12 protein-coding genes are annotated in these 13,709 nt (G+C 59.9%); 6 read left to right on the top strand and 6 right to left on the bottom strand.

Annotated features, from left to right (window positions below; all coding sequences use genetic code 11):
- Positions 1-51 precede the first annotated feature (51 nt).
- Together treC and treP are read right to left on the bottom strand one after the other, a co-directional pair.
- A complete protein-coding gene (gene treC, locus JFT85_RS21310) occupies positions 52-1,698 on the bottom strand; it encodes an alpha,alpha-phosphotrehalase (RefSeq protein WP_201230377.1) in 1,647 nt (548 codons plus the stop codon).
- 124 nt (positions 1,699-1,822) lie between these two features.
- The gene (treP, locus tag JFT85_RS21305) at positions 1,823-3,265 is read right to left on the bottom strand and encodes a PTS system trehalose-specific EIIBC component (RefSeq protein ID WP_069551697.1); all 1,443 of its coding nucleotides are present in this window, start codon (positions 3,263-3,265) and stop codon (positions 1,823-1,825) included.
- Between the two features lie 251 nt (positions 3,266-3,516).
- Here treP and treR point away from each other — a divergent pair, with 251 nt between their 5' ends.
- From treR to JFT85_RS21290, 3 genes are read left to right on the top strand one after another with little or no spacing between them, the layout of a single operon-like run.
- On the top strand, positions 3,517-4,221 hold the full coding sequence (gene treR / locus JFT85_RS21300) for a trehalose operon repressor (RefSeq protein WP_069551698.1): 705 nt from the start codon (positions 3,517-3,519) through the stop codon (positions 4,219-4,221).
- Between the two features lie 20 nt (positions 4,222-4,241).
- Positions 4,242-5,012 (top strand): APH(3')-II family aminoglycoside O-phosphotransferase, encoded by a 771-nt coding sequence (locus JFT85_RS21295; RefSeq protein ID WP_053257859.1) that lies wholly within the window; start codon positions 4,242-4,244, stop codon positions 5,010-5,012.
- A gap of 56 nt (positions 5,013-5,068) precedes the next feature.
- Entirely contained in the window at positions 5,069-5,380 is a 312-nt protein-coding gene (locus JFT85_RS21290; protein WP_053258041.1) for a hypothetical protein, read from the top strand.
- A gap of 182 nt (positions 5,381-5,562) precedes the next feature.
- Here the strand turns inward: JFT85_RS21290 and guaA are convergent, their stop codons facing one another.
- From guaA to JFT85_RS21270, 4 genes are all read right to left on the bottom strand, one after another.
- On the bottom strand, positions 5,563-7,140 hold the full coding sequence (gene guaA, locus JFT85_RS21285; RefSeq protein ID WP_069551700.1) for a glutamine-hydrolyzing GMP synthase: 1,578 nt from the start codon (positions 7,138-7,140) through the stop codon (positions 5,563-5,565).
- Positions 7,141-7,236: 96 nt separating this feature from the next.
- Complete coding sequence (guaB, locus tag JFT85_RS21280) at positions 7,237-8,706, bottom strand: IMP dehydrogenase (protein ID WP_053257861.1); 1,470 nt, start codon at positions 8,704-8,706, stop codon at positions 7,237-7,239.
- 104 nt (positions 8,707-8,810) lie between these two features.
- Positions 8,811-9,359 carry a hypothetical protein gene (locus JFT85_RS21275; protein ID WP_015885727.1) on the bottom strand — a complete coding sequence of 183 codons (549 nt, stop codon included), beginning with the start codon at positions 9,357-9,359 and terminating at the stop codon, positions 8,811-8,813.
- 145 nt (positions 9,360-9,504) lie between these two features.
- Positions 9,505-10,272 carry a sulfite exporter TauE/SafE family protein gene (locus JFT85_RS21270; protein ID WP_053257862.1) on the bottom strand — a complete coding sequence of 256 codons (768 nt, stop codon included), beginning with the start codon at positions 10,270-10,272 and terminating at the stop codon, positions 9,505-9,507.
- A gap of 100 nt (positions 10,273-10,372) precedes the next feature.
- Here JFT85_RS21270 and JFT85_RS21265 point away from each other — a divergent pair, with 100 nt between their 5' ends.
- The 3 genes from JFT85_RS21265 to JFT85_RS21255 are packed head-to-tail and all read left to right on the top strand — an operon-like array spanning position 10,373 to position 13,478.
- A complete protein-coding gene (locus tag JFT85_RS21265; protein ID WP_069551701.1) occupies positions 10,373-11,263 on the top strand; it encodes a LysR family transcriptional regulator in 891 nt (296 codons plus the stop codon).
- 10 nt (positions 11,264-11,273) lie between these two features.
- Complete coding sequence (gene xseA, locus JFT85_RS21260; RefSeq protein ID WP_069551702.1) at positions 11,274-12,653, top strand: exodeoxyribonuclease VII large subunit; 1,380 nt, start codon at positions 11,274-11,276, stop codon at positions 12,651-12,653.
- Between the two features lie 3 nt (positions 12,654-12,656).
- Complete coding sequence (locus tag JFT85_RS21255) at positions 12,657-13,478, top strand: peptidoglycan DD-metalloendopeptidase family protein (protein ID WP_201230375.1); 822 nt, start codon at positions 12,657-12,659, stop codon at positions 13,476-13,478.
- Positions 13,479-13,709 lie beyond the last annotated feature (231 nt).

The raw sequence follows: 13,709 nt of genomic DNA, 5'->3' as shown, positions 1-13,709 counted from the left end.
TATGTTTTGGTGAAGCGCCCCTGCACTCCCATACAGGGGTTCAAGCGGGTCTCAGTCCTTGAGGTGCAGCACAAACGATTCATAAGGTCGCAACACCACCGTGCTTGAACGCAACGCGCGGTCGGGGTAATTGCTGATCAGCAGGCGTTGCTCGTTCGCCGCGCTGATAACGCCTTCCGGCAGTTGGATTTCGCAGGGCTTGGCGTAGAAGTTGTTGAGGACCAGCAAGCGCTCGCTATCGCCTTCGCGCAGGTACGCCCAGACCTGGAGATGGTCTTGCAGCAGTTGGCGATAAACGCCCTTCTGGATCAGCGGCTCGTGGCGACGCAACGCAATCAGCGCGCGGTAGTGATGCAACACCGAATCAGGGTCATCCAGCTGGCGCTCGACGTTGATCTGCGCCGCGTTGGCCGGAATCCCGATCCACGGTTCACCACGGCTGAAACCGGCATTGGCCTGGGTGCTCCACTGCATCGGCGTGCGGCCGTTGTCGCGCGATTTCTGCATGATCGCCGCCATGCTCGACGCTTCGGACTCACCGGCATCGCGCTTGAGCCGGAAGATGTTCAGCGTCTCGACATCACGGTACTGATCAATCGTGTCGAACCCCGGATTGGTCATGCCCAGTTCTTCACCCTGGTACACATACGGCGTGCCCTGGAGAAAGTGCAGCGCAGTGGCGAGCATCTTGGCCGAGACCACGCGGAACTCACCGTCGTCACCAAACCGCGAGACCACCCGCGGCTGGTCGTGGTTACACCAGAACAGCGCGTTCCAGCCGCCACCGGCCTGCATGCCCAACTGCCAGTCGGAAAAAATCTGCTTGAGTTGCAGGAAATCGAAGTCGGCCTTTACCCACTTTTGCAGGTTCGGGTAATCCACTTTCAGGTGATGAAAGTTGAAGGTCATCGACAGCTCTTTCGACGCAGGATTCGAATAGCGGATGCAGTGTTCCAGGCTGGTGGACGACATCTCGCCGACGTTGATCAGGTCATGGCCTTCGAAGACTTCGCGGTGCATCTCCTGCAGGTATTCGTGCACGTGCGGGCCATCGGTGTAGAAGCGCCGGCCGTCGGTGTTGTCTTCGGGGAAATCGGCGGGCTTGGAGATCAGGTTGATCACATCCAGGCGAAAACCGCCCACGCCTTTGTCACGCCAGAAGCGCATCAGCTTGAACACTTCGGCACGCACTTTGGGGTTGTCCCAATTCAGGTCAGCCTGGGTGTGGTCGAACAGGTGCAGGAAGTACTGGCCGGTTTGAGCCTCGTATTCCCAGGCCGAACCGCCGAACTTGGACTCCCAGTTATTCGGCTGGTCGCGCCAGATATAGAAGTCGCGGTACGGGTTGTCGAGGCTGCTGCGCGCCTGCTGGAACCACTCATGCTCGATGGAGGTGTGGTTGACCACAATGTCGAGCATCAGCTTGATGCCGCGCTTGGCCGCTTCGCTGATCAACAGGTCGCAGTCGGCCATGGTCCCGTAGCTGGGGTCGATGGCGTAGTAGTCGCTGATGTCGTAGCCGTTGTCGCGTTGCGGCGAGCGCAGGAACGGCGTGATCCACAGGCAATCCACGCCCAACCACTTGAGGTAATCGAGTTTGTCCACGATGCCCAGCAGGTCACCGGTGGGATTACCCGCGTGGCTGTGAAAGCTTTTCGGGTAGATCTGGTAGATCACCGAGTGTTGCCAGTCTTGCATGGTGGACTCCTTCAATTAAGTTGTGTGTTGGCTTTGAGGGCCTCATCGCGGGCCAGCCCGGCTCCCACTTTGATGTGTGAACACATTCAAATGTGGCAGCTGGCTTGCCTGCGATAGCGATCGATCAAGCGACGCGATACCCCGGCCGCACAATCTTCAGGCTCAACGCACAGGTCAGAACAAATGGCACCACCATCGCGATGACCATGCCGATGACAAAAACCGGGATGTACTGCGGAAGAATCGAGATAAACGCCGGCAAACCACCGACGCCGATGGCCGAGGCGGTCACCTTGTTCAACGACAGGAAAATGCTGCCCAGCGCCGAGCCCAGCAGCGCGGCATAGAATGGAAACTTAAAGCGCAGGTTCACCCCGAACATCGCCGGTTCAGTGATACCGAAGTAAGCGGAAATCGCCGAGGTGGAAGCCATGCTTTTGTCCCGCGCGTTGCGGGTCATGTAGAACACGCCGAGCGCAGCGCTGCCCTGGGCCAGGTTGGACATCACGATCATCGGCCAGATAAAGGTGCCGCCCTGGGTCGAGATAAGCTGCAGGTCCACGGCAAGGAACATGTGGTGCATGCCGGTGATCACCAGCGGCGCATACAACAGGCCGAAAATCGCTCCGCCGACCATCGGCGCCAGGTCAAACAGGGTGACTACACCCTCGGTGATCAGGATGCCGAGGTGGCGGGTGACCGGGCCGATGACTGCCAGGGCCAACACGCCGGTGACGACGATGGTGGTGATGGGCACAACGAGCAGTTGAATCGCATTCGGCACCCGTGCGCGCAGCCATTTTTCAATCACGCTCATCACGTAGGCCGCCATCAGGATTGGCAGGATCTGCCCCTGGTAGCCGACCTTTTCGATCTTGAACCAGCCGAAAATATCGAAGTAAGGCAGGCTCTGGCCGTCGAGCCCGGCGACTGCCTTGCCGTAGTTCCACGCGTTGAGCAGATCCGGGTGCACCAGCATCAGGCCGAGCACGATGCCGAGGATTTCACTGCCGCCAAACCGCTTGGCCGCCGACCAACCGACCAGCGCCGGCAGGAACACGAACGAGGTGTTGGCCATCAGGTTGATCAGGCTCCACAAGCCATCCAGGTTTGGATAGGCCTCCAGCAGCGTCTTGCCCTCGATGAACATGCCTTTGGCGCCCATCAGGTTGTTCACGCCCATCAGCAGGCCGGCAATGATCAGTGCGGGCAGGATCGGCATGAACACGTCAGAAAATACGCGCACCAGACGCTGCATCGCGTTGGTCTTGTCGGCGCCCTTCTTCTTCACGTCGGCAATGGTGGCGGCGGCGAGGCCGGTCTGTTCGCGCAGGGCGGCGTAGACCTTTTCCACTTCACCCGGGCCGATCACCACTTGGAACAAACCACCGGTGAAGAACGAGCCTTTGACCAGATCGACCTGGTTCAACGCACTGCTCTTGACCAGGCTCGGGTCCTTGAGCGCGAGGCGCAGGCGCGTCACGCAGTGGGCAGCTTGCTCAAGGTTGTCGCTGCCTCCGAGGTTCTCGAGAATCTCGCGGGCGATATTCGAATAATCGTGGCTCATGCTTGGTATCCACTTTGATTTTTTTATTTGGGGGCAGTCATTGGCAGCACGCCGAGGGCAAAAATACTCGTCTGTACGAGTTAAAGCAATAACTCGTCTGTACGAGTTAGGAAATGTTTATTTTTCTGAGTTTGAAGTCAGACATTTCTCTTATTCCACGTGGGTCCAATGGACAAAGCCCACCTCTGCCACTAAGGTTCCTGCCTCGAACACCGTTCACCCTTCATCACGTCGGGCACAGAGCCATCGCTATGAGCAAATACAACCAGATCTATACCGATCTGCTTGCCAACATCACCACTGAACGCCTGCAACGCGGCACGCGCCTGCCCTCCGAAACCGAACTGATGGACGCCTATCAAGCCAGCCGTGGCACCGTGCGCCGCGCTATCGAGCAGTTGCAGGAACGCGGGTTTGCGCAAAAAATCCACGGCAAGGGCACCTTTGTGTTGTCGCCCAACCCCATCGAGTTCCAACTGGGCGGCATCGTCAGCTTCCACGAAACCCACGCTGACCTGGGCGATGACGTACGCACCGAAGTCGTCGACTTCAGCCAGTTCCCGCTGGAAGGCTCACTGCTGCAACACATCGAAGCCGAGCCCGGCACGTTGATCACGCGTATCAAACGGATACGGCGTATCGGCGGCAAACGGGTGATTCTCGACATCAACCATTTCGTCGCTGACCTGATCCCAGGCCTGGACCGTGACATCGCCGAGCAGTCGATCTACGCGTTTATCGAGCAGACGCTGGAGCTGCAAATCAGCTACGCCCAGCGCACCATCGAAGCGCTGCCGCGCAGCAAAGACGACCAGGCGCATCTGGATCTGGATGGGCAAAGCCATGTGATTGTGGTGAGCAACCAGACGTTTTTGCAGGATGGGCGGCAGTTCGAGTACACCGAGTCACGGCATACGTTGGATAAGTTTTACTTTTCGGATATCGCCCGACGTTGAAGCAAGAAAGGGTGAGTGCCGTGAATATTCCAAACAAATGGCGTGAACAGTTCCCGCAAGCACTGATTGAGCAACAAGCCATTGGTGAATCACGGGCTGACGTGTTTCGCCTGCGCCAGAGCGGTAGTGCGGACCTGTTCCTGAAGGCCGAGCCCGTGGAAGAACAGGGTGAACTTGCGGACGAAATCAAACGCCTTCGCTGGTTACAACAGGTTAATTTGCCTGCACCCGTTGTGCTGGATGCGCTGACAGACAACCACCACCACTGGCTATTGATGACCGCCGTACCGGGGCGGGATCTGGCCAGCGCCACCACGCTGTCCGCCGCCCAGACCATCGACATCCTGGCCACCGCCCTGCTTAGATTGCACCAAGTCCCCATCGCGCAATGCCCCTTCGATCACGCCCTCAAGTCGCGCATCGCACGCGCACAGCAGCACGTCAGTGCCGGGCTGGTCGATGAGACCGACTTCGACGACGAACGACTCGGGCGCAGCGCCGAGGATGTACTCGCCGAACTCATGTCCACCCAGCCAAACACCTATGATCCAGTGGTGGCCCACGGTGACGCCTGCCTGCCGAACTTCATGGCGCAAGACGGCCGCTTCAGCGGTTTCATCGACTGCGGGCGCCTGGGCGTCAGCGACCGTTATCAAGACCTGGCGCTGGCGGCACGTAGCATCGAGCGTAACCTTGGGCTGGAATGGGTAAAGCCATTTTTTGAGCGTTATGGGGTTGAGCCTGATGAGCAGCGCGTGAGGTTCTACTGCTTGTTGGATGAGTTTTTCTGAAAACTCACCCCACGGCATCTCATACTTATCGGAGTCAAAACATGAAGAATAACGCCATGTGCACGAGAAGCTTGCTGCTGAGTTTTTGCGCTGTGTTACTGGTTGGCTGCACAGGCAGAGGCTTTCAACCGCCGCCGCCGGAATTTACCAATTGGAAGAAGGCCGGGATGTCTGAAAAGGACGTCAAGAGCGCGATGACCGCCTGCGGCTATATCAACCTCACAGGGACGGGGGACACGACGCCGATTGACCAGGTACTCACGCAGTTTTATTGCATGAAAGACGCAGGTTTCAAGCGCACCGATAACATTGACCTGTGCAAGGAAGGCCGCATCGGCGAATCACCGGTGTGCGAAGGCCGCCGGTAATCCACGATCTACGCGGGCTGTACAGCATCGCTGGGATGTCGGCGCTAGCAGCGCTGGGCAGTGGCGCGTTGTTGACCGCCAACATCAGCGAGCCAGGGGGCCCCAAAAAGCCAAAAGCCCGCAATTAAGCGGGCTTCAGGTTATTTTTTGCTAGTGGGTCCCGGGTAATGCCGGGCGTACCATTATTCCCACTCAATCGTCGCCGGCGGCTTGCTCGACACGTCGTACGTCACGCGCGAAATGCCTTCGATCTCATTGATGATACGACCGCTGACAGTTTCCAGCAGTTCGTACGGCAGGTGTGCCCAACGTGCGGTCATGAAGTCGATGGTTTCTACGGCACGCAGGGCCACAACCCAAGCGTAACGACGGCCATCGCCTACAACCCCAACCGATTTCACCGGCTGGAACACCACGAACGCTTGGCTGACTTTGTGGTACCAGTCGGCTTTGCGCAGTTCTTCGATGAAGATGTGGTCGGCGCGACGCAGCAGGTCGGCGTATTCCTTCTTCACTTCACCCAGGATGCGCACACCCAGGCCCGGGCCTGGGAATGGGTGACGGTAGACCATGTCGTACGGCAGGCCGAGTTCCAGGCCCAGACGGCGGACTTCGTCCTTGAACAGTTCGCGCAGCGGCTCTACCAGCTTGAGGTTCATTTCCTCAGGCAGGCCACCCACGTTGTGGTGGGACTTGATCACGTGGGCCTTGCCGCTTTTGGCGCCAGCCGACTCGATCACGTCGGGGTAGATGGTGCCCTGGGCGAGGTACTTGATGTTGTCCAGTTTGTTGGACTGGGCATCGAAGACGTCGATGAAGGTGCGGCCGATGATCTTGCGCTTCTTCTCTGGGTCGGACTCGCCGGCCAGGTTATTCAGGAACTGCTCTTCAGCGTTGGCGCGGATCACTTTGACGCCCATGTTCTCAGCGAACATGGCCATCACTTGCTCGCCTTCGTGCAGGCGCAGCAGGCCGTTGTCGACGAACACGCACGTCAGCTGGTCGCCGATGGCTTTGTGCAGCAGCGCGGCAACCACGGAGGAGTCAACGCCGCCGGACAGGCCGAGCAGCACGTTGTCGGTGCCGACCTGGGCACGCACGTTGGCGATCGCGTCTTCAGCGATTTTCGACGGGGTCCACAGGGCTTCACACTCGCAGATGTCGAGGATGAAGCGCGACAGGATGCGACCGCCTTGCTTGGTGTGGGTCACTTCCGGGTGGAACTGCACGCCGTAGTAGCCGCGCTCGTCGTTGAACATGCCGGCGATCGGGCAGCTCGGGGTGCTGGCCAGGATGTGGAAGTCTTCCGGCATCTTGGTGACCTTGTCACCGTGGCTCATCCATACGTCGAGGCCAAACAGGCCGTCGGCGTCGATGTGGTCTTCGATGCCGTCCAGCAGGCGGCTTTTGCCGACCACGTCGACACGGGCATAACCGAATTCACGCAGCTCGGAACCTTCAACCTTGCCGCCCAGTTGCTCGGCCATGGTCTGCATGCCGTAGCAGATACCGAAGACGGGCACGCCCAGTTCAAATACGGCTTGCGGGCAGCGCGGGCTGTTGGCTTCGTGCACGGACTCGGGGCCACCGGCGAGGATGACGCCTTTAGGTGCGAATTCGCGGATCGCTTCGTCGTCCATGTCGAACGGGTGCAGTTCGCAGTACACACCGATTTCACGCACGCGGCGGGCGATCAGCTGGGTGTACTGGGAACCGAAGTCGAGGATCAGGATGCGGTGGGCGTGAATGTCGAGGGCCATAGGGTCAGTCTCGTCTATGCAATTCGGTGAAGAAAATCAGAAACAACTCGGGGCTGAATAAAACAGCCCCGGTTACTTAACATTTTGCTGAAAGCATCAACCTACACGGTAGTTTGGCGCTTCCTTGGTGATCTGCACGTCGTGGACATGGGATTCAGCCATGCCGGCGCCGGTAATCCGCACGAACTCTGGCTTGGTGCGCATTTCTTCGATGTTGGCGCTGCCGGTGTAGCCCATCGAGGAACGCAGGCCGCCCATCAGTTGATGGATGATCGCGCTGAGGGTGCCCTTGTAAGGCACACGGCCTTCGATGCCTTCCGGAACGAGCTTCTCGGCGCCTGCCGAGGAGTCCTGGAAATAGCGGTCGGAAGAGCCTTGCGCCTGGGACATGGCGCCCAGCGAACCCATGCCGCGGTAAGCCTTGTACGAACGGCCCTGGAACAGTTCGATCTCGCCCGGCGCTTCTTCAGTACCGGCGAACATCGAGCCCATCATCACGCAGGAGGCACCGGCAACGATGGCCTTGGACAGGTCACCGGAGAAACGGATGCCGCCGTCCGCGATCAACGGAACGCCAGTGCCTTCAAGGGCAGCGGCGACGTTGGCGATAGCGCTGATTTGCGGCACGCCCACACCGGCGACGATACGCGTGGTGCAGATCGAACCAGGGCCGATACCGACCTTGACCGCATCGGCGCCGGCTTCGGCCAGGGCCTTGGCGGCTGCGCCGGTGGCGATGTTGCCGCCGATCACCTGCACGTCAGGGAAATTCTGTTTGACCCAGCGAACGCGGTCGATCACGCCTTTGGAGTGACCGTGGGCAGTGTCGACCACCACCACGTCAACACCGGCAGCGACCAGGGCCGCAACGCGGTCACCGGTGTCTTTACCGGTGCCGACTGCCGCGCCAACACGCAGACGACCTTGGTCATCCTTGCTGGCCAGCGGGTAGGCCTTGGCTTTTTCGATGTCGTTGACGGTCATCATGCCTTTGAGGGCAAATTTGTCATCGACGATCAGCACGCGTTCGATACGGTGCTTGTGCAGCAGCTCGCGCACATCGTTCTTGTCGGCGCCTTCCTTGACCGTGACGAGACGCTCTTTAGGCGTCATCACTTCGCGGACGGTGACTTCAAGGCGGTTCTCGAAACGCACGTCACGGGAAGTGACGATGCCGACCAGGTCGCCATCGTGCAGCACCGGAACGCCGGAGATGTTGTGCAGGCGGGTCAGGTCGAACAGGTCACGGACGGTGGCGTCGGCTTCGATGGTGATCGGATCTTTCACCACACCGGCTTCGTAACGCTTGACCTTGCGCACTTCGGCAGCTTGCTGCTCGATGGTCATGTTCTTGTGGATGATGCCGATGCCGCCTTCCTGAGCCATGGCAATTGCCAAACGGGCTTCGGTGACGGTGTCCATGGCAGCAGAAACCAGGGGAATATTCAGCTCGATGCCACGGGTTAGGCGGGTCTTGAGACTGACTTCGTTAGGAAGTACCTCGGAATAACCGGGCACTAGGAGAATGTCGTCGAATGTCAGAGCTTCTTGGCTGATACGCAGCATCGCGGGGGCTCCCGAGCGGGAAAATGGAAGCGCGCCATTATATACATGCACCCCGTCAGGCTCAATGTAAAACTCTGACAAACTTGGTAATACTGATAGATGGATTAAAGCTCGACTTTGACCCAACTCATCTTCTGGTCCAACCAATCGGCAAATTCGTCGATAAAGCTCTGCTTGAACCCCGCCTCCGCCCAGTTGTTGAAAATGAATCCCAGGTTGGAAAACCCGCATTCCTGCAGGAACAGAAACCCGTTGATGTCATCTTCATGCCCACACAGCGGGCAGGTGAAATTGTCGGTGTGACCGGGCATCCAGTCTTCCAGGCTTTCGAACAGCGCCTCGCCGACTTCCTTGAGGCATTCCGGGCAGCCGGCCTCTTCGAGAAAGCCTTTGGCCGGGGTATAGATGCAGCGCTTGTAGATGATCTCGAGGCCGTTGATCGGCTCGTTGAACGGCAGCGCTTCGGGGTGCAGCACCACGGCGCGGGCGCCATCGGCCAGGGCGTAAGCCATGCGGTTACCGGTGCGGCCACAGGTGGTCAGTTCTTCCTTGATGATGTTCTTGCGCACCAACCAGCGCACAATCGCCCGCGCGCGGGGTTCGTGGACGGGCAAGGTGGAGATTTTCGGGACAAGGATACTTTGCGAGTTCATGAGAGTCCTGCGGTGTGGCTACTGGCCTCATCGCGGGCAAGCCCGCTCCCACATTTGACTGCGTTCACAAATCAAAAATGTGGGCGCCGGGCTTGCCCGCGATGAGGCCCTGAAGGCTGGCAGCTTAATCCCTGCCCCACACAGGTCAAGTGCTCAAGTACCGCCCGATCAACGCAATGCCACTGGCCAACACCAGCCACGTCACCAGCCTTACAAAGGCTTCACGGGACATGCGCATCGTCAGCCGGCGCCCGCACCACAGCCCCAGCGCCATCGCCGGCAACAGGCACAGCGCCAATATCAACAGCGGCACGTCAGCATACACCCCGGCAATCAGAAACAGGCTCAGGCGCACCACCGTGCTGCAACTGATCAGCGCACTTTGCGTGGCGCGCGCCGCGTCCTTGGGTAAACGGCTGTTCAGGTAGATCGCATATAAAAAGCCGCCACTGCCAAACAACGCACCAAACAGCCCGCCGACGGTGCCCATGGGAATCGACCAACCTTTGGAAAGTTGTGTGGGCCGCGCCTTCACCGACAAGCTGTAGATCGCATAGACGCTGATAAACATGCCCATCAGCAGCAGCAACAGATCCGAATGCAGGTTGAGCAAAAAGATCACGCCTAGCGTGCAACCGATTGCCATGCACGGCAGCAACCGCAGCAGCTCGGGCTTGTTTACATCTCGCCGCGATTGCAGCAGGTTGCCAAAGGCGGCGACAAAATCCAGCAGCACCAGCAGCGGAATGATCTTCGACAGTGGCATAAACACGATCAGGATCGGCCCCGCCACCAGCGCCGTGCCAAACCCGGCGATACCAAACACGACGTAGGCCACCACCACGCCGAGGCCGATCACCAGCCAATCAACACCGCCAAACGACCACTCACTCATCAGCTCAACCGGGCTCATGGGCACGTCCTTGTAAAGAGAAGGCCACCACTTTAGCCATCGTCGAGTGTTGCGACTAATATCTTCAAAGCCCTCCACCCATCTCGAAAAGGCATGACGTGTGATCTCCACTCGCCAACTGCGCTACTTCGTCGAAATCGCCGACAGCGGCAGCTTCAGCGCTGCGGCCGAGCGCCTGTTCGTGGCGCAATCAGCCCTGAGCCGACAGATCAAGGAGCTGGAAGCCCAGCTGCAAACCCCCTTGTTCGAACGCACCGCGCGCCACCCTCGGCTGACGGCGGCCGGTGAAGCCTTCTACCCTCGGGCGCGCAACCTGCTGAGCGAGTTGCTCAAAGCCGGTGAAATGGCGACGCAGGTGGGTAAGGGTAAACTTGGCACGTTACGCCTGAGCCATTCGAGTACCGTGCCGATGAGCGGGCCATTGCTGCAAGGCATCAGCACCTGGCTGGCGCGCTGCCCCGGCGTGTCGATGGATATCGTCAAACTGTCCTCTGAAGCACAGCTGGAGGACATTGCCGACGGTCGCCTGGACGTCGGGCTATTGCGCTTGCCGGTGTTGCGCCAGCGCGAAGGTGTGCGTGTGACGCCTTTATATAGCGAACAGCTGTTGCTCGCGGTGCCGCCGGATCACCCGTTGGCGCACCGCGACACGCCGGTGGAATTGGTGCAGCTCAGGGACGAAGCGTTTATCTCTGTCCCTCACCCCCAACGCGGCGGCCTGAGTTATCTGTCAGCCGAATTGTGTATGCGTGCCGGCTTTTTCCCCAAGGCTGCGCGGGTGATGTCGCGCAAGACCACCCAGCTGCAATTGATCCAGGCCGGCTTCGGCATTGCCTTGTTACCAAAATCCATGCAGGCCATCGCCCCCGCCAACGTGCACTTTTTGCCCCTGGCCGACCCGGACTGCCTCAGTACCGTGGCGCTGGCCTGCGCGCAAACGCCGAGCGCGCTGGTCGAGCAATTCTGCCAAACCTTGCACGAATGCCTATAAACTGCCGCCCATGATTAAAGATCCTTTTGCCCGTCTGGGCCTGGACCGCGAAGTCCTGACTGTCAGCCAGCTCAACGGCCGCGCGCGGGTGTTGCTGGAAGACGTGTTCACCAATATCTGGGTCGAAGGCGAGATCTCCAACCTCGCCCGCCCGGCCTCCGGCCACGTGTATTTCACCCTCAAGGACAGCGGCGCCCAGGTGCGTTGCGCGTTGTTTCGCAACAATGCCGCCAGGGTGCGCCAGGCATTGAAGGACGGCCTGGCGGTCAAGGTGCGCGGCAAGGTCTCGCTGTTCGAGGGCCGTGGCGACTACCAGTTGATCCTCGACACCGTGGAGCCTGCCGGCGATGGTGCGCTGCGCCTGGCCTTTGATGCGCTGAAGGAAAAACTCAGTGCCGAAGGCCTGTTCAGCGCCGAACGCAAGGTGCCGTTGCCGGCGCACCCGCGGCGCATCGGCATTATCAGTTCGCCGACCGGCGCGGTAATCCGCGACATCATCAGCGTGTTTGGCCGCAGGGCGCCGAACGTTGAACTGACACTGATCCCTACGGCGGTACAAGGCCGCGAAGCCGTGTCGCAGATTGTGCGCGCCCTCAAGCTGGCCGATGCGCGAGGCTTCGATGCGCTGATCCTGGCCCGTGGCGGTGGTTCGCTGGAAGACCTGTGGTGCTTCAACGAAGAAGCCGTGGCGCGTGCCGTGGATGCCTGCGTGACGCCGATCGTCAGTGCCGTCGGCCATGAGACCGATGTGTCGATCTGCGACTTCGTCGCCGACGTGCGCGCGCCGACCCCTTCCGCTGCCGCCGAATTGCTCGCACCCGACGCCAGCCACCTGGTGCGCCAGGTCGAAAACCTGCACCGCCGGCTGGTGATGCTGATGCGCAATCGCCTGAGCCACGACCGCCTGCGCCTTGAGGGCATGGCTCGGCGCCTGCGCCACCCGGGCGAACGCCTGCGCCAACAGGCCCAGCGCCTCGACGACCTGGACATGCGCATGCGTCGCGCCTTCGAGCGCAGCCTCAATACCCGTCGCGAACGCTTGATCCGCCTGGAAACCCGCCTCGCCGGCCAACACCCCGGCCGCCAGTTGGCCCTGCTGCGCCAACGCCTGGACAGCCTCGCCGAACGCCTGCCCCGCGCCATGCGCGAAGGCCTCAAGGCGCGCCGTCTGCAACTGCAAAGCCAGGTGCAGACGCTGCAAGTGGTCAGCCCGCTGGCGACTCTCGGCCGGGGTTACAGCATCCTGCTCGACGAGCGTGGCCAGGCGATCCGCAACGCCGCGCAAACCCATACCGGCCAGCGCCTGACCGCACGCCTCGGTGAAGGCCAACTGCAGGTGCGGGTGGAAGATAACCACCTGACGCCCGTCACCCTTTCATTACTGGATTGATTGATGCCACGTTTATTGAGCTTGTTGATGCTGTTGTGCCTCACCTTCACCGCCCATGCCGACAGCTACATCACCCGGCTGCTGAACAAGCCGGTGCCCGGTGGCGTCGCGGTGGTTGACCTGGGCGCCTCGCTTGCGGTCCCGAAAGCCACCTATCAGGGCAAACCGGTATTGGTGGTGAAGGAACAGGACACGTGGCTGGCGATTGTCGGCATTCCATTGACCGTCAAACCGGGCAACGAACGCATCAGCAGTGGCGGCCAAACCTTGCCGTTTGTCGTCGGCTACAAGAAGTACCCCGAACAACGCATCACCCTGAAGAACAAACGCCAAGTCAACCCGAACCCTGCGGACGTCAAACGCATCGAAAGCGAGATCCCTTTACAGCTGGGCGCCTATCGCACGTTCAGCCCCAACACGCCGAGCAACCTGCTGCTGGACAAACCCGTCAATGGCCCACTCTCCAGCAAGTTCGGCGTACGCCGTTTCTTCAATGGAGAAGAGCGCAATCCCCACGCCGGGCTTGACTTCGCAGTGCCCACCGGCACGCCGATCAAGTCACCGGCTGCGGGCAAAGTCATTCTCACCGGCAACTACTTCTTTAATGGCAATACCGTCTTCGTTGATCACGGCCAGGGCTTTATCAGCATGTTCTGCCATTTATCGAAGATCGATGTGAAGACCGGCCAAGCGCTGGCACGGGGTGACGTGGTCGGCAAGGTTGGCTCAACCGGCCGAGCGACCGGGCCTCACCTGCACTGGAACATCAGCCTAAACGAAGCACGGGTCGACCCGGCGATCTTTATCGGCGCGTTCCAGCCCTGATGTAAATAGTGCGCATACCGGCCTCATCGCGGGCAACCCCGGCTCCCACCGAGAATCGCGTTTACCTGTGGGAGCCGGGCTTGCCCGCGATGGCGCCAGGCCTGCCAGCACAATTGCGCACCCGATAGAAGCCACGCAATTAAAAGCAACACTCACCTCTAGAATCGCCATAAAATCTCGCCCTATCGCCAGATTAGAGAACTTCTCTCAATTTTTCTCGACTGCTTGCCA

Origin of the sequence: Pseudomonas sp. TH04 (genome assembly GCF_016651355.1) — a bacterium.
Lineage (GTDB): Bacteria > Pseudomonadota > Gammaproteobacteria > Pseudomonadales > Pseudomonadaceae > Aquipseudomonas > Aquipseudomonas fluorescens.
This window is presented reverse-complemented; position numbering and strand designations above follow the sequence as displayed.

Coding starts and splice junctions, on each gene's coding strand:
- guaA (WP_069551700.1), bottom strand. CDS start 7,140: ATGGCCCTCGACATTCACGCCCACCGCATCCTGATCCTCGACTTCGGT.
- guaB (WP_053257861.1), bottom strand. CDS start 8,706: ATGCTGCGTATCAGCCAAGAAGCTCTGACATTCGACGACATTCTCCTA.
- JFT85_RS21290 (WP_053258041.1), top strand. CDS start 5,069: ATGTGCACGAGAAGCTTGCTGCTGAGTTTTTGCGCTGTGTTACTGGTT.
- JFT85_RS21255 (WP_201230375.1), top strand. CDS start 12,657: ATGCCACGTTTATTGAGCTTGTTGATGCTGTTGTGCCTCACCTTCACC.
- treC (WP_201230377.1), bottom strand. CDS start 1,698: ATGCAAGACTGGCAACACTCGGTGATCTACCAGATCTACCCGAAAAGC.
- treR (WP_069551698.1), top strand. CDS start 3,517: ATGAGCAAATACAACCAGATCTATACCGATCTGCTTGCCAACATCACC.
- treP (WP_069551697.1), bottom strand. CDS start 3,265: ATGAGCCACGATTATTCGAATATCGCCCGCGAGATTCTCGAGAACCTC.
- JFT85_RS21275 (WP_015885727.1), bottom strand. CDS start 9,359: ATGAACTCGCAAAGTATCCTTGTCCCGAAAATCTCCACCTTGCCCGTC.
- xseA (WP_069551702.1), top strand. CDS start 11,274: ATGATTAAAGATCCTTTTGCCCGTCTGGGCCTGGACCGCGAAGTCCTG.
- JFT85_RS21270 (WP_053257862.1), bottom strand. CDS start 10,272: ATGAGCCCGGTTGAGCTGATGAGTGAGTGGTCGTTTGGCGGTGTTGAT.